The 17,819-nt window shown below is 73.7% G+C and carries 14 protein-coding genes; 8 read left to right on the top strand and 6 right to left on the bottom strand.

The annotated features are described in order from the left end of the window. Window positions 1–37: 37 nt before the first annotated feature. Both ACIBQZ_RS11925 and ACIBQZ_RS11920 read right to left on the bottom strand, forming a co-directional pair. Window positions 38–1,477, bottom strand: coding sequence for an amino acid permease (locus tag ACIBQZ_RS11925; protein WP_396088570.1), 1,440 nt, complete (start codon window positions 1,475–1,477; stop codon window positions 38–40). A gap of 100 nt (window positions 1,478–1,577) precedes the next feature. After that, window positions 1,578–4,061 (bottom strand): NPCBM/NEW2 domain-containing protein, encoded by a 2,484-nt coding sequence (locus ACIBQZ_RS11920; protein WP_396088569.1) that lies wholly within the window; start codon window positions 4,059–4,061, stop codon window positions 1,578–1,580. Between the two features lie 206 nt (window positions 4,062–4,267). Here ACIBQZ_RS11920 and ACIBQZ_RS11915 point away from each other — a divergent pair, with 206 nt between their 5' ends. From ACIBQZ_RS11915 to ACIBQZ_RS11895, 5 genes are all read left to right on the top strand, one after another. Beyond that, window positions 4,268–5,071, top strand: a complete 804-nt coding sequence (locus ACIBQZ_RS11915; protein WP_396088568.1) for a hypothetical protein — start codon at window positions 4,268–4,270, stop codon at window positions 5,069–5,071. 37 nt (window positions 5,072–5,108) lie between these two features. Continuing rightward, on the top strand, window positions 5,109–6,191 hold the full coding sequence (locus ACIBQZ_RS11910) for a DUF3616 domain-containing protein (RefSeq protein ID WP_396088567.1): 1,083 nt from the start codon (window positions 5,109–5,111) through the stop codon (window positions 6,189–6,191). Between the two features lie 78 nt (window positions 6,192–6,269). Then, window positions 6,270–6,701, top strand: a complete 432-nt coding sequence (locus ACIBQZ_RS11905; protein ID WP_396088566.1) for an RrF2 family transcriptional regulator — start codon at window positions 6,270–6,272, stop codon at window positions 6,699–6,701. A 28-nt stretch (window positions 6,702–6,729) separates the two neighbouring features. Continuing rightward, window positions 6,730–7,938, top strand: a complete 1,209-nt coding sequence (locus tag ACIBQZ_RS11900; protein WP_396088565.1) for a globin domain-containing protein — start codon at window positions 6,730–6,732, stop codon at window positions 7,936–7,938. A gap of 101 nt (window positions 7,939–8,039) precedes the next feature. Beyond that, on the top strand, window positions 8,040–9,911 hold the full coding sequence (locus ACIBQZ_RS11895) for an AMP-dependent synthetase/ligase (RefSeq protein ID WP_396088564.1): 1,872 nt from the start codon (window positions 8,040–8,042) through the stop codon (window positions 9,909–9,911). A gap of 18 nt (window positions 9,912–9,929) precedes the next feature. Here ACIBQZ_RS11895 and ACIBQZ_RS11890 read toward each other — a convergent pair whose 3' ends face one another. Then, window positions 9,930–11,198: a vanadium-dependent haloperoxidase gene (locus tag ACIBQZ_RS11890; protein ID WP_396088563.1), complete on the bottom strand. Its 1,269-nt coding sequence runs from the start codon at window positions 11,196–11,198 to the stop codon at window positions 9,930–9,932. A gap of 221 nt (window positions 11,199–11,419) precedes the next feature. On the opposite strand from ACIBQZ_RS11890, the gene ACIBQZ_RS11885 reads away from it, so the two are divergent. The 3 genes from ACIBQZ_RS11885 to ACIBQZ_RS11875 all read left to right on the top strand — a co-directional run bounded on the left by ACIBQZ_RS11885 (window position 11,420) and on the right by ACIBQZ_RS11875 (window position 14,940). Then, window positions 11,420–13,780 carry a glycoside hydrolase family 65 protein gene (locus ACIBQZ_RS11885; RefSeq protein ID WP_396088562.1) on the top strand — a complete coding sequence of 787 codons (2,361 nt, stop codon included), beginning with the start codon at window positions 11,420–11,422 and terminating at the stop codon, window positions 13,778–13,780. 378 nt (window positions 13,781–14,158) lie between these two features. Beyond that, window positions 14,159–14,674, top strand: a complete 516-nt coding sequence (locus ACIBQZ_RS11880; RefSeq protein ID WP_396088561.1) for a family 43 glycosylhydrolase — start codon at window positions 14,159–14,161, stop codon at window positions 14,672–14,674. Further along, window positions 14,671–14,940 (top strand): hypothetical protein, encoded by a 270-nt coding sequence (locus ACIBQZ_RS11875; RefSeq protein WP_396088560.1) that lies wholly within the window; start codon window positions 14,671–14,673, stop codon window positions 14,938–14,940. The genes ACIBQZ_RS11880 and ACIBQZ_RS11875 overlap by 4 nt, the downstream gene beginning before the upstream one ends. A 4-nt stretch (window positions 14,941–14,944) precedes the next feature. Here ACIBQZ_RS11875 and ACIBQZ_RS11870 read toward each other — a convergent pair whose 3' ends face one another. From ACIBQZ_RS11870 to ACIBQZ_RS11860, 3 genes are read right to left on the bottom strand one after another with little or no spacing between them, the layout of a single operon-like run. After that, complete coding sequence (locus ACIBQZ_RS11870) at window positions 14,945–15,388, bottom strand: acyl-CoA thioesterase (protein ID WP_396088559.1); 444 nt, start codon at window positions 15,386–15,388, stop codon at window positions 14,945–14,947. Beyond that, window positions 15,385–16,020: a TetR/AcrR family transcriptional regulator gene (locus tag ACIBQZ_RS11865; RefSeq protein WP_396088558.1), complete on the bottom strand. Its 636-nt coding sequence runs from the start codon at window positions 16,018–16,020 to the stop codon at window positions 15,385–15,387. Before ACIBQZ_RS11865 ends, ACIBQZ_RS11870 begins: the two co-directional genes overlap by 4 nt. A 57-nt stretch (window positions 16,021–16,077) precedes the next feature. After that, entirely contained in the window at window positions 16,078–17,670 is a 1,593-nt protein-coding gene (locus ACIBQZ_RS11860; protein WP_396088557.1) for a methyl-accepting chemotaxis protein, read from the bottom strand. Between the last annotated feature and the right edge of the window lie 149 nt (window positions 17,671–17,819).

Here is a 17,819-nt window from a genome sequence, read left to right as displayed (position 1 = left end):
GCCCGCCCGGCCCGATCCGGCCACCGAATTGCGCCGCTCACCGCGGCACCGGGCCGTCCCGGTTCAGCAGCGAGTGCCGGCGGCCGTAGCCGAAGTAGATGACGATGCCGAGCGCGAACCACACCGCGAAGCGCAGCCAGGTGACCGGGGCCAGGAAGGTGATCAGCCAGAGCGAGAACACCACCCCGAGGGCCGGGACCACCGGCATGCCGGGCAGCCGGAACGCCCGCGGCAGCTCCGGGCGCCGGTACCGCAGCACGATCACCGCGACGCACACCACCACGAAGGCCAGCAGGATGCCGATGTTGGTCAGCTCCGCCGCCTGCCGGATCGGCAGGAAGCCCGCGATGACCGCCGAGACGATCCCGGCGATCCAGGTCACCCGGCCGGGCACCCGCCGGACCGGGTGCAGCTTGGCGAACCAGGCCGGCAGCAGCCCGTCGCGGCTCATCGCGTACCAGACGCGGGTCACGCCGAGCATGAAGGTGAACATGACGGTCAGGATGCCGATGATCGCGCCGACCGCGATGACGTCGGCCAGCCCGGACAGCCCGACCGAGGCGAACGCCGTGGAGAAGCCGCTCTCCGGGTCGATCTCGCGGTAGTTCTGCATCCCGGTCAGCACCAGGGTGGCGAGCACGTACAGCACCATCGACACGATCAGCGAGTAGACGATGGCCCGGGGCAGGTGCCGCTTGGCGTCCCGGGACTCCTCGGCGGCCGTGCTCATCGCGTCGTAGCCGAAGACGGCGAAGAAGACCGTGGCGGCGCCGGTGATCGCCCCGCTCACCCCGAACGGGAAGAACGGCCGGTAGTTGCTCGTCTTGATGTGGAAGAACCCGACCACCACGACCAGCAGCACCACGGCCACCTTGAGCCCGACCACGGCGGTCTCCATCCGGGCCGCGGCCCGGATACCCCGGTTCAACAGGTACGCGATCAGCAGGCACAGCACCACGGCGAACAGATCCAGCACGTGGCCGTCCCCGGTGCCCGGCGCCCCCAGCATCCAGGCCGGCAGGTCCACCCCGATCCCGGCCATCAGGAAGGCGAAGTAGCCCGAGATGCCGATCGCCACCACCGCCACGATCGCGGTGTACTCCAGCAGCAGGTCCCAGCCGATGAACCAGCCGACGACCTCGCCCAGCACGACGTAGCCGTAGGTGTAGGCAGAGCCGGCCTTCGGGATCAGGCCGGCGAACTCCGCGTAGGACAGTGCGGCGGCGGCGCTGGCCACGCCCGCCAGCAGGAACGAGATCAGCACGGCCGGTCCGGCGGTCTCGTGCGCGACGGCGCCGGCCAGCGCGAAGATGCCCGCGCCGATGATGCCGCCGACGCCGATGGCGGTGAGCTGCCACAGCCCCAGCGTCCGGGTCAGGTCCGCGCCGCCCGCCTCGCCGCCGTCGGCGATGTCGTCGACCGGCTTGCGCCGGAAGATTCCCGAGCCCCGGCCGAACCGGTCCGCTTCCGCTGACATGGCCACCTCCCGCTGGGGTACGCCGCGGCGGCCCCGGGCGGACCGCCACTGCCACCGGCGTACCACGGCCCGGGCCGTGTCGCATCCAGAGGCGTGGATGTCACTCGGCGCGGACGTGGTCGATGTGGACCACCCCGCCGGTGTTGAGGAACACCCACACGACCCGGATCCGGGCCACGTCCAGGGTGACGCCGGACGGGCACTCGATGTCGGCGAACGGCTCGGTGATCGTCCGGCTGGCGTGCGGGTTGGTCCACGCCCACCGCCCGGCCTGGCACCAGGTGAGCGCGTCGCCCACCTGCACGGCGATCTCGCCGACCGTGCCCACGTCCTCGGTGCGCAGGTCGAACGCCAGGCCGGAGCGCCCGGTCAGGTCCAGCGACGCGGGCACCGGCGCACCGAACCAGTTGCCCGGCACCGGGGTCTCGACCCGCAGCCCGGCCGCGCCGTCGGTGTGGAACGCGGTGGACTGCGTCACGGTGCCGCCGGTGCCCGGGTTCGCCACGGTGAAGCCGTCGGTGCCGGACTCGAAGGAGAAGACGGTCTGCCGGAGCGGCAGGACCGGGTCGTCGGGGCCGGCAGCGCCGCAGGACAGCACCGGGTCCGCCCAGTCGGTGTGCGCGCCGGCCGTACCGGTGGTGGTCAGGCGCAGCCACCGCACGCCGGTCAGGTCGGCGGTCAGGGTGACCGGCGCCGCGCCGGCGGCGAGCGGCCCGCTGGTGGCGACGGCGGTGTCGTCGCCGTGGACGGTGAAGGTGGCCGGGGCCGCGGGCGCCTCGTCGTCGACGCCGACGTCGGTGACCAGCCGGGTGCAGGTGCCGCCGAGGTAGTAGACGAGCTCGCCGGGCGCCGCGGTGCCGAGTCCCCGGTTGTAGTAGCGGCCGCCGATGGTGAGCAGGTTGCCGTCGCCGATGCCGGCCGCGCCGTTGCTCTGGTCGCGCTCGACCGGGCCCAGGCCGTTGGCGGTCGAGTACGGCACGACGGAGCTCAGCGCCCGCCGACCGGGTGCGGGCGCGGTCACCACCGTCGCGACGACCGTGCTGGAGGTCGTGGTGGTGGCGCCCCGCCCCCAGGCGTACCGGGCGGTGACCCTGACCGGGTACTCCCCGGCCGTGACGTCGTCGGGTGCCCGTACGGTCCAGCGGGTTGTCAGGTTCTGATCGGTGCCCAGCCGTGGGCGGCGGGTCGCGCCGGCGGGCGTGACCACCCACCCGGCCGGCGCCGCCGCGGTGACCGCGACCTGGCGCACCGGGCCGGACCCCCGGTTGGTGACGGTGGTCGTCAGCGCGGCGGCGGAGTCGGCGCCCGGCACGACCGTCGGCAGCGCGGCGGCCACGGTGACCGCCGGCGCGACGTGCTCGTGGTGGCGCAGGGCCCGGACCCGGTAGACGACGGTGCCGTGCGCGGGAACCGCCGCCTCGATGGTGCCCGCGGCCTCGGTGACCGCGCCGGTCCAGACGTCGCGCAGCCGGTAGGCGCCGGCCGGGTCGAGACCGGTGTCGCCGGCCGGCACCCCGACCGTGGCGAGGTGGTCGGTCGCGTTGTAGAGCGCGATCGCGCGGTCGCCGCCGGCCAGCGGCTTGTCCAGCACCATCAGCCCGTCCCGGTCGGACACCACCTCGGCCTGCACGCCCAGCGGGTCCTGGTCGATCGCGATGACCTCGCGGTTGCCGAGGATCGCCAGCGTCTCCGCCGAGGCGTTCCGCAGGTCGGTGCCGATGATCAGCGGCGCGGCCATCATCGCCCAGGTGCTCAGGTGGGTGCGGTACTCGGTGGCGGTCATGCCGCCGTTGCCGATCTCCAGCATGTCCGGGTCGTTCCAGTGCCCGGGCCCGGCGTACGGGTACAGCGGCGCGTTCTGCGCGATGATCGACCGCAGGCTGGCCCAGTTGTCGCTGATGTCGCCGGTGGTCCGCCACAGGTCGCCCACGCCCCGGGCCCACTCCCAGGGCCGCGACGAGCCCCACTCGCAGATGGAGTAGACGATCGGCCGACCCGCCCGGTCGAGCGCCTGGCGCATGGCGGTGTAGCGCCGGATGTAGTCGGCCTGCGAGCCGTCGGACTGGTTGTTGCAGTTGTCGTATTTCAGGTAGTCGATGCCCCAGCCGGCCCAGGTGCGGGCGTCCAGGTCCTCGTGGCCCAGGCTGCCGGGGTAGCCGGCGCAGGTGAGCGTGCCGGCGTCGCCGTAGATGCCGAGCTTGAGGCCCTTGCCGTGCACGTAGTCGGCCAGCGCCTGGATGCCGTGCGGGAACTTAACCGGATCAGGGACCAGCCGGCCGTCCGCGCCGCGCTCCTTGGCGGACCAGCAGTCGTCGATGTTCACGTAGGAGTAGCCGGCCGCGGCCAGCCCGGCGGCGACCATGGTGTCGGCGGTCTCCCGGATCAGTTCCTCGTCGACCTCGCAGCCGAAGGCGTTCCAGTCGTTGAAGCCCATCGGGGGCGTCGGGGCCAGGACTTCCGCGCGCGAGGCCGGGGCAGCCGGTGGCGCCGCGCCGGCCGGGGCGGCTACCGTCACGACGCCGGCGGGCACCAGCAGGAGCAGCACCGCCGCGAGGGTGCGCAGGGACCGGACCGAGCCGAGCATGGCGACCTCCCGAGGGTGGGACCGACTCCGCGCACGGTAGGCCAAAACAGCGACGTACGTCAATGGAAACTGAACCGATCAAGTGGCCCGGGCGCGGGCCTGACCCGAAGGGCGTCAGCCGGGCGGGTGACCCCGATCGGGTGGAGATCCACCGTCACCCTCCCGCGCCTTGCCTCCGTCCACCGTGGTCGGCTGCACTCCTCACCATGTTCTCTCTGCCTACCGCCCTCGGCGGCGCCGCGTGCGCCGCCCTGCTCGCCCTCACCGGAGCTGCCGCGGCCGTCGCCGCGCCCCCGCCGGGCACCCTCGAACTGCGCTACACCGGTGAGCTGCTCACCCCCACCCAGGTCGCCGACAGCAGCGGCAAGGGGTTGCACGGCAGCATCCGTACCGGTGGCGGCGGCGCGGTGACGTCCGTGGCCGGCCCGGGCGGCGAGGTGTTCCTGCGCTTCCCCGGCGGCAGCTGCGCGGCCGTGCCGTGCCCGCAAGCGATCATCCAGCCGGCCGCCACCGTGACGCTGGTGCCGGGCGACGAGGGCGAGGGGCGGTTCGTGTTCGGCGCCGACATCCGGCTCACCGAGCCGCCGGCGCCCGGCGCCGGCATGAACGTGTTCCAGTTCGGCGCCGCGGCGGCCGGGGTGAGCCAGTGGAAGATGCAGGTCGACTACGGCCGGCCGTCGTGCCGCTGGTCGGACGGCACAACGGCGGTGCTGCTGCCCGCCGGAGCCGCGGACTTCCGGCTCACCGTCGGCCGGTGGTACCGGGTGACCTGCGTGCGCCTGTCGCCGGTGCTGTTCCAGATCCGGGTGGCCGACCCCGCCACCGGCCGCCAGGTGCTCCCGCCCGCGCAGGCCCGCGGCGCGCTGGACGACATCCTGCCCAGCGGGTCCGTGGTGATCGGCGGCAAGCGGATCCGGGCCGAGCAGGCGGACGTCGACACCGATCAGTTCCACGGCGACCTCGACACCGTCGAGTTCGGCCGGCGCCTGCTGGCCTCGGACGCGGAGTAACGCCCCGGACGGGCACCGCGGTGACACCATGGTCGGCATGACTGTGGAACGCACCGTCCGACTGCGCTTCGGGGACTCCTCCCGGGCCGCCGCGACGCACACGAATCTGTCCGCGGTGCGGGTCGACGGCCCGGTGCTCTGGATCGCGGGTGACGAGACGGCGACGGTGGAACGCCTGGTGGCCGACGACCCGGACCACCCCACCGAGTACGGCGACGAGCGCACGTTCCGGCTGGCCGACTTCATCAACCTGCCGGGCGCCGACGTCGACGAGGAGGCGGACGTCGAGGGGCTGGGCCGCAACGGGCACTTCCTCTGGGCGGTCGGCTCGCACAGCCTGCGCCGTAAGCGGATCAAGTCGCAGCATGACGGCGACCGGGCGTTGCGCCGGCTCGGCAAGGTGGAGGGCCAGGACAACCGGCAGATCCTGGTCCGCCTGCCGATCGCCGAGGTGGACGGCCTGCCCACCCCGGTGCCCGAGATCGAGGTGGACGGGCAGCGGCACCGGGCCGCCCAGCTCGACGTGCGCGACGGGCTGCGCACGCTGCTGCGCCGCGACGAGCACCTGGCCCCGTTCCTGGCCATCCCCGGCAAGGACAACGGGCTGGACATCGAGGGCATCGCGGTCAACGACGAGCGGGTCTACCTGGGCCTGCGCGGCCCGGTGCTGCGCGGCTGGGCGTTCGTGCTGGAGCTGCGGCCGTACGTGGACCCGGACGAGCCCGGCCGGCTGCGGCTGCGCGAGTTCGCCGACGGGCGGGCCTACCGCAAGCACGTGCTGCGCCTGGACGGGCTGGGCGTGCGCGACCTCTGCCCGGACGGCGACGACCTGCTGGTGCTGGCCGGCCCGACGATGGACCTGGACGGCCCGGTGCGGATCTACCGCTGGCACGGCGCGTACCGGGCGGAGATGCCGGCGGTGGTGCGCGACACCGACCTGACCCGGGAGCTGGAGATCACCTACGGCGAGGGCGACGACCACGCCGAGGGCATGGGCCTGATCGGCCGCGGCGACGACAAGCTGGCCCTGGTGGTCTTCGACAGCCCGGCCGCCGTCCGGCTCACCGATGACGGCGCCGTGCTCGCCGACGTCGTGCGGCTGCCCACAGCGGACAGCTGACCCGTGCTCGGCGTGCTCCCGGCGTGACCTGACCCATAAAGAGGAGTCTGATAGTCCTCTTTGTGCCATGATCCTCCCGTGCGCCTCCACCGCTCCACGGACATCGGCCTCCGCATCCTCATGCTCGGCGTGGTCCGCGACGGGCTGCTCACCGTCGACGAGCTGGCCGGCTCGCTCGACGTGCCGCGGCACCACCTGGCCAAGGTGGTGCAGCGGCTGCAGCGGCTCGGGCTGCTGGAGACCGTCCGGGGCCGCAGTGGCGGGGTCCGCCTCGCCGCCGCGGCGCGGTCGGCCTCGATCGGGGCCTTCGTCCGCGAGCTGGAGGGCGCGACCGAGGTCGTCGACTGCGACGGCGATCCGCCCTGCCCGCTGCGGCACGGCTGCCGGCTGCGCGCGGCGCTGCGCCAGGCCCAGGAGGCGTTCTACGCCAGCCTCGACCCGATCACCGTCGGCGACCTGGCCGCACCGCCGACCCGGCAGGTGCTGCTCAGCCTCGGCCGGCCCGGATAACTCTCCCCTCACCCCGCCCGGAGGAACAATGCTCTCCCGCACCAGCGTCCCGGTCGTCGAAGCCACGCTGCCCGTCGTCGGCCGGCACCTCGACGAGATCTCCGGCGTCTTCTACGCCACGATGCTCGGCGAGAACCCCGGCCTGCTCAACCTGTTCAACCGCGGCGCCCAGGCCACCGGCGAGCAGCGGAGCGCGCTGGCCGGCGCGGTCGCGGCGTTCGCCGCGCATCTGGTCGGCGCGGGTCCCGAGGCCGCGGTCTTCGACCACATCGTCGAGCGCATCGCGCAGCGGCACTGCGCGCTGGGCATCCGCCCGGAGCAGTACACGATGGTCGGCCGCTACCTGATGGGCGCGGTCGGCACGGTGCTCGGCGCCGCGGTCACCCCGGCGGTCGCCGCCGCCTGGGACGAGGTGTACTGGCTGTTCGCCGCCCGGCTGATCGGCCGCGAGGCGCGCCTCTACGCCGAGGCCGGGGTGGACGGCGCCGACCCGTGGCGGGAGTACGTGGTGGCCGGCAAGGTGACCGAGGCGCACGACACCGTGTCGTTCATCCTCACCCCGGCCGACGGGCGCCCGGCCCCCGGGTTCCTGGCCGGCCAGTACGTCACGGTCGTCGTCGACCTGCCCGGCGGCGGGCGGCAGCTGCGCCAGTACTCGCTCTCCCAGTCGGCCGCGGGCGGCACGCTGCGGATCACCGTACGGCGGGTGCGCGGGGTGGGCGGCGCGCCGGACGGGGTGGTCTCCGGCCACCTGCACGACCACGTGGCCGCGGGCGACCGGCTGCGGCTCAGCCACCCGTACGGCGACCTGACCCTGCGCGACGACGCGGCCCCGCTGGTGCTGGTCAGCGCCGGTGTCGGGGTCACGCCGATGGCCGCGATCCTGGACCACGTGGCCCGCACCCAGCCGACCCGCGACGTCACGGCGGTGCACGCCGACCGCAGCGCCGACCGGCACCCGCTGCGGGACGACATGCGCAGCAACGGCGCACGGCTGCTGTCCTACCGCAGCCTGGTCTGGTACGAGCAGGGCGCCGAGGCCACCGGCGCGCTCGCCGGCTTCCTCGACCCCGACCTGATCCCGCTGCACCCGGACGCCGAGGTGTACCTGTGCGGCCCGGCCCCGTTCATGCAGCACGTCCGGGCCGGCCTGCACCGCCGCGGGCTGAGCGACGACCGGATCCGCTACGAGGTCTTCGGCTCCGAGCAGTGGCGCCCGGCCCCCGTGGCGGTCTGAGGCGCGCGTCGTGTCGCGTACCGGCGGACCGGGTGCGGTCCGGCCGCCGGGCACGGCAAGATGGGATGGTTCGCCGAGGTCGGCGGCGGAAGGGGACGCCCATGTCGAACAAGCCGGTGCCGGCCGCCCCGGAGTGTCGCGCGCCCGCCGCCGAGGATGCCCGGCTGGCGGAGCTGCGCCGCACCGAGCCCGCGTCGTTCGGGGCGATGTTCCTCGACCGGGTGGCCCGCACGCCGGGGGCCGAGGCCTACCGGCGGCCCGGCCCGGGTGACACCTGGCAGTCGCAGACCTGGGCCGCGACCGGCACCGCCGTCACCGAGATCGCCGCGGGGCTGCTGGCGCTGGGGCTGCGCCCGCAGGAACGGGTGGCGATCATGTCCGGCACCCGGACCGAGTGGATCGAGGCCGACTTCGGCGTCATGTGCGCCGGCGGCGCCACGACCACCGTCTACCCGACCGGCACCGCCGAAGAGGTGGCGCACATCCTCACCGACTCGGCGAGCCGGTTCGCGGTGGTCGAGCAGGCCGGCCAGCTGGGCAAGGTCCTGGCCGCGGGCACCCCGGTCGAGCACGCGGTGCTCATCGACGGCGAGCCCGCCGGCGGCGACCCGCGGGTGCTCACGCTGGCCGCGCTGCGCGCCGCCGGCCGGGAGCTGCTCGCCGCGAAGCCGGACGCGGTGACCGCGGCCTGCGCGGCGATCCGCCCCGACGACCTGGCGACGCTGATCTACACCTCCGGCACCACCGGGCTGCCCAAGGGCGTCCGGGTGGCCCACCGCAGCTGGATCTACCAGGGCCTGGCGATCGAGGCCATGGGCTTCCTGCGCCCGGACGACCTGGGCTACCTGTGGCTGCCACTGGCGCACGCCTTCGGCAAGGCGCTGCTCTCCTGCCAGCTCTCGGTCGGCTTCGCCTTCGCCGTGGACGGCGACGTCGGCCGGCTGGTGGAGCGCCTGCCCGCGGTCCGGCCGACGATCATCCCGGCGGTGCCACGGATCTTCGAGAAGGTGTACGCGGGCGTGCTCGCCACCGTGCGCGACGGCGGCCCGGTGACGGCCCGGCTGTTCGGCTGGGGAGTCGGCGTCGGCGCCCGGGCGGCCCGGGCACGCCGGCAGGGGCGGCGGCCCGGCCCGCTGCTCGCCGCCCAGCACCGGCTCGCCGACCGGCTGGTGCTCGCCCGGATCCGGGCCCGGTTCGGCGGCCGGCTGCGGTTCTTCATCTCCGGGGCGGCCGCGCTGTCCACCGAGATCGCCGAGTGGTTCGACGCGGTCGGGCTGCCGGTGCTGGAGGGCTACGGGCTCACCGAGACCTGCGCGACGACCTTCTTCAACCGGCCCGGCCGGCCCGAGTACGGCACCGTCGGCCGGCCGCTGCCGGGCACCCGGGTGACCCTGGCCGCCGACGGCGAGATCCTGGTCCGCGGGCCCGGGGTGATGCAGGCGTACCACCACCTGCCGGCGGCCACCGCCGAGACGGTCACCGACGGCTGGCTGCACACCGGCGACATCGGCACGATCACCGAGGCCGGCTCGCTGCGCCTCACCGACCGCAAGAAAGACCTGATCAAGACCTCGAACGGCAAGTACGTGGCGCCCCAGACGATCGAGGCGCGGTTCAAGGGCATCTGCCCGCTGGCCGGCCAGATCGTGGTGCACGGCGACGGCCGCAAGTACATCACCGCGCTGATCGACCTCGACCCGGACGCCGTCCGCGGCTGGGCGGCCCAGCACGGCCTGGGCGACGCCGCCCACCCCGAGATCAGCCGCTCGGCCGCGCTGCTGGAGGCGATGACCGGCTACGTCGACCGGCTCAACGCCACCCTGGCCCCGTGGGAGACGATCAAGAAGTTCCAGATCCTCGACCACCCGCTGGCCGTCGAGGGCGGCGACCTGACCCCGTCGCTGAAGGTGCGCCGCCGCGCGGTCGAGACCCGGTACGCCCATTTGCTGGACGCCCTCTACCCCACCGGCTGACGCTCCCGGCGGGACGGGTCACCGCCGCGGCCGGAACTCGCGGGCCAGCACGTAACGCGCCACCCCCTTGCCCACCTGCACGCCCTGCACGTCGGCGCTGCGGTAGTGCACGCCACCCCAGATCCGCGCCTCGACGACCTCGGCGAGGGCCTGCGAGAAGCCGGCGAAGTGCCGGGTCGTCCCGGAGTCGGCGCTGGACGCGCTGAACGCGACGTCGTCACGGCCGAAGAACTCCCGCAGCGCCGTCATGATCGTGGCCGTCGAGCAGGCGTGCCCCGAGGTGTAGTCCGGGAACGGCGGCGTGATCAGCAGCGGCATCCAGGACGGGTCGCCGGCGGTGGCCGGGTTGCCGTCGGTGTCGGCGTTCTGGACCGCCGTCACCGGGCGCCAGAAGCTCCAGCGCCGCTTCTCGGTGAAGCAGGCGATCGTGGTGTCCGCGCGGGTCACGTCGGTCATCGCGAGCATCCGGGCGGTCTGCAGCGGGGTCAGCCGCTGGGTGGTGGCGAGCTGCCGTTTGATCTCCCACTCGATCTGCCGCCGGTCGTGCCACCAGAGCGCGGCCTCGGTCTGGTCCTGGGTGCGCACGGTGCTGGTCGCCGAGCCGAGCGCCTTGACCTCGTTGAGGTCCCGGGCGTACGCGGCGCTGTCCAGGGCCGGCGGCCCGGCCGTGCCGAAGGCGGCGGGGTTCGGGATCACGAAGGGCCGCACGTCGGCGACCCAGGCGCCGTCCTGGGCGAAGCCCGGCGGCGTGGGCCGCCACTGGCCCGGCGCGGTGCCGACGGTCCAGGTGGCGTCGCCGAAAGCGCCGTCGTCGCGGCGCGCGGCGATCATCGCGGCTGCCGCCTCGGCGCCGACGGCGATGCCGCCGCGCTTGGCGAGCCCGTCCCGGATCGGCGCGAGCGACTCGTCGTAGCGGGCGCCCAACGTGGCCGCCTGGCCGGGAAAGAGCGAGAGCAGGACCCGGTACGCGGCGGTGGCGACGGCTGCGTCCAGCGAGTAACCACGCCGGTCCCGCGGCTCCAGCAGGTACGGCTGGTACGGGCTGCCGGCGACCGCGTTGGCCGCGTCGTAGACGGCGCCCTGCACCATCGCGAACGTGCGCCCGTTGACGTAGGGCGCCTGGCGCGCCACGTCGTACGCCGCGGTCTGGGTGTGCACGTTCCAGGTGAGCACGATGTTGGTGTCCTGCGCGGCCCGCGCGGCGGTCGGCGTGATCAGCGCGGACAGGACCAGGGTGAGCGCGGCCAGCAGAGCGGTGCCGCGCCGGCCTCGGATTCCGGCAACCATGATGGCGTCCCCCGTTGATGGCTCGTGCCGGTCGGAAACCGGCCGGGCATCCAGCCTGCCGACACCCGCCGAACCCGGCAAGACATCGACGTCGGGCTATTTCCCCGGTATCGGGTTCTACCGCTTTGCCCTTTGACCCAGGTGCTGGAACCGGCCCGGCGCCCGGCGGCGACCGGGCCGCACGCCCATACTGCAGGCATGTCATCCCCCGCGGTGCCCGCATGATCGGCAAGGCGGTCTTCCCGGTCGAGCCGTGGCAGATCCGCGAGCCGGCCCTGGACCTGCCCGCGCTGGGGCGGACGGAGTCCGTGTTCGCCCTGTCCAACGGGCACGTGGGGCTGCGCGGCAACCTGGACGAGGGCGAGCCGCACGTGATCGCCGGCAGCTACCTGAACTCGTACTACGAGCTGCGGCCGCTGCCCTACCCAGAGGGCGGCTACGGCTACCCCGAGCAGGGGCAGACCGTCGTCAACGTCACCGACGGCAAGCTGATCCGGCTGATGGTCGACGACGAGCCGTTCCACGTGGCGCACGGCCGGCTGCTCGGCCACGAACGGGTCCTGGACCTGCGCTCCGGCCTGCTGCGGCGCACGGTCGACTGGGTCTCACCGGCCGGCCGGCGGGTCCGGATCCGCAGCTCCCGGCTGGTCTCCTTCACCCAGCGGGCGGTCGCCGCCATCGACTACGAGGTCGAGGCGGTGGACAGCGAGCTGCGCATCACGCTCCAGTCGGGGCTGGTCGCCGACGAGGAGCAGCCACGGCAGTCCGACGACCCGCGGGTCGCCGCGGCGCTGGAGGACCCGCTCCAGGCGGTCGGGCAGGACCTCGAGCAGCACGGCGCGGTGCTGCTGCACCGCACCCGGGCCAGCCGGCTGCTGATGGCCGCGACCATGGACCACGTCGTCACCGCGGCCGGCGGCTACGACGAGGAGACCGACGTCCGCGACGACTGGGCACGGACCACGGTGGTCACCGTGCTGCGCCCCGGCGAGCGGCTGCGGATCACCAAGTTCCTCGGGTACGCGTGGAGCTCCACCCGCTCCCCGCAGGCGCTGCGCGACCAGGTGGCCGCCGCGGTGACCGCCGCCCGCTACGCCGGCTGGGACGGCCTGGTCGCCGAGCAGCGCCGCTACCTCGACGACTACTGGGACGCCGCGGACGTCGAGGTCGACGGCGATCCGGTGCTCCAGCAGGCGGTCCGGTTCGGCCTGTTCCACGTGCTGCAGGCGGGCGCCCGGGCCGAGCGCCGGGCCGTCGGCGTCAAGGGCCTGACCGGACCGGGGTACGACGGGCACGCGTTCTGGGACACCGAGGGGTTCGTGCTGCCGCTGCTGACGTACACCGCGCCGGAGGCCGTGGCGGACGCGCTGCGCTGGCGGTACAGCATCCTGCCGCAGGCCCGGGAGCGGGCCCGGGCGCTGGGGCTGGCCGGTGCGGCGTTCCCGTGGCGCACCATCCACGGCGAGGAGTGCTCGGCGTACTGGCCGGCGGGGACCGCGGCGCTGCACCTGAACGCGGTGATCGCCCGGGCCGTGGACCGGTACCGGCGGATCACCGGCGACACCGCCCTGGAGACGGAGTGCGGGCTGGAGATCCTGGTCGAGACGGCCCGGCTGTGGGTCTCGCACGGCCACCACGACGCCGGCGGGAGCTGGCACCTCGACGGGGTCACCGGCCCGGACGAGTACAGCGCGGCCGCCGACGACAACGTCTTCACCAACCTGATGGCCGCCCGCAACCTGCGGGCCGCGGTGGAGGCCTGCGCCCGCCGCCCGGACCTCGCCGAACGGCTCGGGGTGCGGCCGGCGGAGCCGGATGCCTGGCGGGCCGCCGCCGACGCGGTGCACGTGCCGTACGACGAGCGGCTGGGCGTGCACCCGCAGTCGGACAACTTCACCCGGTACGCCCCGTGGGACTTCGCCGGCTCGGACCCGGAACGGCCGCTGATGCTGGACGCGCCGTACTTCCAGCTGTACCGCCGCCAGGTCCTCAAGCAGGCCGACCTGGTGCTGGCGATGCACTGGTGCCCGGAGGAGTTCACCGCCGAGCAGCGGGCCCGCAACGTCGACTACTACGAACGCATCACCGTGCGCGACTCGTCGCTGTCGGCGTGCACCCAGGCGGTCGTGTGCGCCGAGGTCGGCCACCTCGAGCTCGCCCACGACTACGCCTGGGAGGCCGCCCTGGTGGACCTGCGCGACCTGCACGCCAACACCCGCGACGGGCTGCACCTGGCGTCGCTGGCCGGGGCCTGGTCGGCGATCGTCGAGGGGTTCGGCGGCCTGCGCGAGGGCGCGGACGGCCCGGCGCTGGCGCCCCGGCTGCCCGCGGGCATCACCGGGCTGCGCTTCCGGTTGCGGCACAGCGGGCTGCGGCTGCTGGTCGAGGCCGACCACGAGCGGACCCGGGTGAGCCTGCGCGACGGCACGGGCGCGCGGCTGCCGATCCTGCTCTACGGCGAGCCGGTCGAGGTGACCGCCGACGCGCCGGTGGAGCGTGCCGTCGTACCGCTGGAGCCGCTGCTGCCGCGACCGGAGCAGCCGGCCGGCTACGCGCCCTGGCCGCACGGCGCCGCCGGCTGACCGGATCGGCGGACCCGGGGCGCACCAGCGGTCCCTGCCGCGCCCCGGCACCGGAACGCGCGACGGCCGGCGCCTCGGCGAGCTCGGCGAGCTCGGCGAGCTCGGCGAGCTCGGCGAGCTCGGCGACGCAGGGTCGCGCCTGTCCATGGTCGGCGCCTCGCTCTCGCGGCGGCTGACACCGACCGGCCCACCCTGACGCGTCCGGCGGCCCCGGGCCCCCCGGGCGCGACCCTGGTTCGTGACTGGTCTGCCCCGGGCCGGCCCGGCGATTCGATCGCTGTCGATGCATTGACAGGGCCGCGGCGAGGCGCGATTCTCACGTTGTACATATGAACTTTGTTAACTGATCGGGCGCGGCGGCGGAAGCGGGTAGAGGTCATGAGGAAGTCACGTCTCGGCGCTGCCGTGCTGACGGTGGCGCTGGCGGCCGGCCTCGGGGTGGCCACGGCGGCACGCTCGGAGGCGGCGCAGAGCATCCGGGCGGCGGATCCCAGCGTCATCCGCGTGGGTGGCACGTACATCTCGGTGCAGTCGCTGAACGGCGGCATCGCCGTCCGGCAGGCCTCGTCCCCGGCCGGTCTCGCGGCCGCGGCCGCCCGCCAGGTGTGGTCCGACACCCGCAACCGCGGCGAGGTGTGGGCCCCGGAGATCGTCCTCGACGGCGGGCGCTACTACATCTACTTCACGGCCGGCGCCGGCGCCGCGCACCGGATGTACGCGATCAGCTCGGCCACGCCCGACCGGGGCTACACCACGGAGACCCAGCTCGCCCTGCCGGACAACAAGTGGGCGATCGACGGCACCTGCGGCTGCGCGCCGGCGGCGACCCGGCGTACGTGTGGGACTGGTACAAGTCCAACGGCTGCCTCTTCGGCTCGAACCGGGCCACCATGATGGCCGGCTGGGACCCGACGCTGACCGTCAACGGCCCCGGGCACCACAGCTTCGTGCTGCTCAACGGCGACATCAACACCAGCCCGCCGGCCGGGCCGCGGTTCCCGCTGATGTTCCACGCGGTGCCCAAGGGCACGCCGTACACGTGGGCCAACCGGTTCTGGTACACCGGCACCTTCGCCTGGCGGGGAGGCATCACGTACAGCCGCTCGGGGGTGCCCGGCGCGAACACCGACACCGGCTGGAGCCTGAAGTTCTTCGAGTGACCGGTCAGCCGCGCAGCAGCGCGGCGCCGACCGCGCGGCCCTGCTCGGTCCAGGGCTGCGGGCGCATGGTCGCGGGATCCAGCCGTACGTTCACCCGGCGCCCCTCCGCGAACACCGTGCCGCCGTCCGTGGAGATCACCCGGAACCGGTAGTCCGCGCTGGTGCGGCCCATCCGCTCCAGCCAGAAGTGCACGCCGATCTCACCCGTGCCGCGGACCGGCCGGTGGAAGGTGATCGCGTACTCGCGGACCACGTTGAAGGCGTCCGGGGTGGTGGGCCGGCCGCCGGAGAAGGAGACGCCGCGCTCGGTCCACCACTGCACCACCGCCCGCTCCACCAGCACCGCGTAACGGGCGTTGTGCAGCACACCCATCGCGTCCAGGTCGTCGAAGTGCACGGGCATGCGCACCACGTCGCCGTACGGCACGGCTTCGGTCACCAGCGTCATGAGGGCTCCTTGAGGATCGTCGGGTCGGTGGCGAGCTCGCGCAGGCGCTCGAACAGGGCGCGGCGGGCGTGCCGGAAGGTCACCTCGCGGCCGAGCACCGGCGCCTGCATGACGGCGCAGACCCCCAGGGCCTCGGTCTCGTACGCGATGGTCGCGGGATCCGCGCCTGGCCGCAGCTCACCGAGCGCGACCGCCTCGGCGGCCAGCCCGGTCAGGAACGTCATCCAGTCGGTCAGCTGCGCGGCCAGCCGGTCCCGGATCACGCCGGGCCGGGCGTGGTACTCAAAATTGGCGGTGGCGAAGAAGCAGCCGCCGGGCAGCGCCTCGGACTCGTAGAAGACCAGCCGGGCCTCGTGCACCGCGCACAGCCGGCGCACGCCCCGCGGCGCGTCGAACGCGGGCCGGATGATCCGCTCGGTCCACTGCGCCCGGGCGTGGTCGATGACGGCCAGCTGCAGCGCCTCCTTGGAGCGCCAGTGCGCGAACAGGCCGGACTTGCTGACCCCGAGCGCGTCGGCGACCTGGCTCAGCGAGAGCCCGTCGAGTCCGGCCACGGTGGTCAGCAGCAGCGCCCGGTCGAGCACGGCGGCGCGGGTGCGCTCGCCGCGGACAAGCCTGCCGTCGGTCGTCATGCGGCCACTCTACAAAACGACCGACCGTTCGTAAATATATCTGGCCCAGCAAAACGGTCAGACGCGGAAGCCGCCGACCAGGGCCTGCAGCCTGCGGCTGACCTCGTCGAGCTCGTCCGCCGCGCGGCGGGACTCGTCGACCGAGGCGGTGGTGGTGCGGGCGACGTCGGCCACGTTGCCGATGTTCGCGGCGATCTGGCCCGAGGCCGAGGCGGCGTCGCTGACGCTGCGGTTCATCTCGTTGGTGGTCGCGGTCTGCTCCTCGACCGCCGAGGCGATCGTGGTCTGGTAGTCGCTGATCTGGGTGATCACCTGGGTGACCTCGGCGATCGCGGCGACCGCGCTGGTGGTGTCGGCCTGGATCGCCTCGACCCGCCGGGAGATGTCCTCGGTCGCCCGCGCGGTCTCCTGGGACAGCTCCTTGACCTCGCCGGCGACCACGGCGAAACCCTTGCCGGCCTCACCCGCCCGGGCGGCCTCGATGGTGGCGTTCAGCGCCAGCAGGTTGGTCTGCTGGGCGATGTTGGTGATCGCCTTGACCACGTCGCCGATCATCCGGCTGGACTCGCCCAGCCGGGACACGGTGTCGGTGGTGATCCGCACGGTGTCCACGGCGCGGGCCGCGACGGTGGCGGCCTCGTTGGCGTTGTGCGAGATCTCGCGGATCGAGGAGCCCATCTCCGCCGAGCCGGCCGCCACGGTCTGCACGTTGCGCGACACCTCCTGGGCCGCGTCGGCCACGACGTTGGCCTGCGCCGCGGACTCCTGGGCGCCATCGGCGATCTGCCCGGAGAGCGCGCCGATGCGGTGGCTGGTGACCGACAGGCCCTGGGCGCTGTGGCCGAACTCGGTGATGACCGTGCCGATCGCGGCCAGGGCGGTGTTCACCGACCGGCCCATCTGGCCGAGCTCGTCGGTGGAGGTCACCGCGACCCGCCGGGTCAGGTCGCCGTCGGCGACCGCGGCGAGCACGGACGCGGCCTCGGCGAGCGGCCGGGTGATGCCGCGGGTGGTCCGCCAGGCGACCAGGGCGGCGAGCAGGGCGGCCAGGGCCAGGCCCAGGGCCATCATGGTCAGGAAGCCGTCGGCGGTCTCGCGGGCCTGCGCGGTCTCGGCCTTGTTCATCGCCTCCTCGAGATCGATGAAGACGTTGATCGCGGTCAGCCACTCGATGAAGGCCGGCTTGGCCTGCGTGGTCAGCACCAGCAACGCCTGCTCGTTGTCGCCGGCGGTGCGCAGGTCGACGACCTTGGTGATCAGCGGGAGGGTCTTGGCCTGGATCCGGTTGATCTCGGCGAGCGCCTTCTGCTCCGCGTCGCTGACGGCCGAGGCGTCGGCGAACATCGCCGCCATCTTGACCGCGGACTCGTCGTACTTCGTGGTCAGCGTCCGGATGGTCTGCACCTCGGTCTGCAGCTCCGCCTCGGTACGCGCCAGCACCACGTCCCGGACGGCGATCGCCCGGTCGTGCACGCTGCCCCGGAAGTTGATGGCGTAGCGCTGCTTCACGCCGTTGAGGTCGTTGACGACGGTCAGCCGGTCACTGATCTTGTCGACCTCGCGGACGCCGACGACGGTCAGCCCGGCCATCGCCGCGATCACCACGAGGAACCCGGCGCCCAGCCGGGAGCCGACCCTGAGATTCGCCATCTTCAACCAGATCACCCATTCGACGCGTTCGCCCCGGTAGCGGGCTCATCTGGTTGATCGACTGGTCTGAGCCGAATGTGAGGATTACTGGGCGGGGCCCAGGAAGATTGACAGTCGTCGCTGGCCCGCCGAGTATGGGAGCGCTCCCA

This window comes from Actinoplanes sp. NPDC049599, assembly GCF_044465625.1.
Lineage (GTDB): Bacteria > Actinomycetota > Actinomycetes > Mycobacteriales > Micromonosporaceae > Actinoplanes.
Note: the sequence above shows the minus strand (reverse complement) of the source record. Positions and strands in the feature narration are given on the sequence as shown.

What these genes read in the sequence shown, in the direction of transcription:
- ACIBQZ_RS11925 (WP_396088570.1), bottom strand. Translation starts at nt 1,477, where the DNA reads ATGTCAGCGGAAGCGGACCGGTTCGGCCGGGGCTCGGGAATCTTCCGG.
- ACIBQZ_RS11910 (WP_396088567.1), top strand. Translation starts at nt 5,109, where the DNA reads ATGACTGTGGAACGCACCGTCCGACTGCGCTTCGGGGACTCCTCCCGG.
- ACIBQZ_RS11880 (WP_396088561.1), top strand. Translation starts at nt 14,159, where the DNA reads ATGAGGAAGTCACGTCTCGGCGCTGCCGTGCTGACGGTGGCGCTGGCG.
- ACIBQZ_RS11920 (WP_396088569.1), bottom strand. Translation starts at nt 4,061, where the DNA reads ATGCTCGGCTCGGTCCGGTCCCTGCGCACCCTCGCGGCGGTGCTGCTC.
- ACIBQZ_RS11915 (WP_396088568.1), top strand. Translation starts at nt 4,268, where the DNA reads ATGTTCTCTCTGCCTACCGCCCTCGGCGGCGCCGCGTGCGCCGCCCTG.
- ACIBQZ_RS11895 (WP_396088564.1), top strand. Translation starts at nt 8,040, where the DNA reads ATGTCGAACAAGCCGGTGCCGGCCGCCCCGGAGTGTCGCGCGCCCGCC.
- ACIBQZ_RS11870 (WP_396088559.1), bottom strand. Translation starts at nt 15,388, where the DNA reads ATGACGCTGGTGACCGAAGCCGTGCCGTACGGCGACGTGGTGCGCATG.
- ACIBQZ_RS11860 (WP_396088557.1), bottom strand. Translation starts at nt 17,670, where the DNA reads ATGGCGAATCTCAGGGTCGGCTCCCGGCTGGGCGCCGGGTTCCTCGTG.
- ACIBQZ_RS11900 (WP_396088565.1), top strand. Translation starts at nt 6,730, where the DNA reads ATGCTCTCCCGCACCAGCGTCCCGGTCGTCGAAGCCACGCTGCCCGTC.
- ACIBQZ_RS11865 (WP_396088558.1), bottom strand. Translation starts at nt 16,020, where the DNA reads ATGACGACCGACGGCAGGCTTGTCCGCGGCGAGCGCACCCGCGCCGCC.
- ACIBQZ_RS11875 (WP_396088560.1), top strand. Translation starts at nt 14,671, where the DNA reads ATGATGGCCGGCTGGGACCCGACGCTGACCGTCAACGGCCCCGGGCAC.
- ACIBQZ_RS11890 (WP_396088563.1), bottom strand. Translation starts at nt 11,198, where the DNA reads ATGGTTGCCGGAATCCGAGGCCGGCGCGGCACCGCTCTGCTGGCCGCG.
- ACIBQZ_RS11885 (WP_396088562.1), top strand. Translation starts at nt 11,420, where the DNA reads ATGATCGGCAAGGCGGTCTTCCCGGTCGAGCCGTGGCAGATCCGCGAG.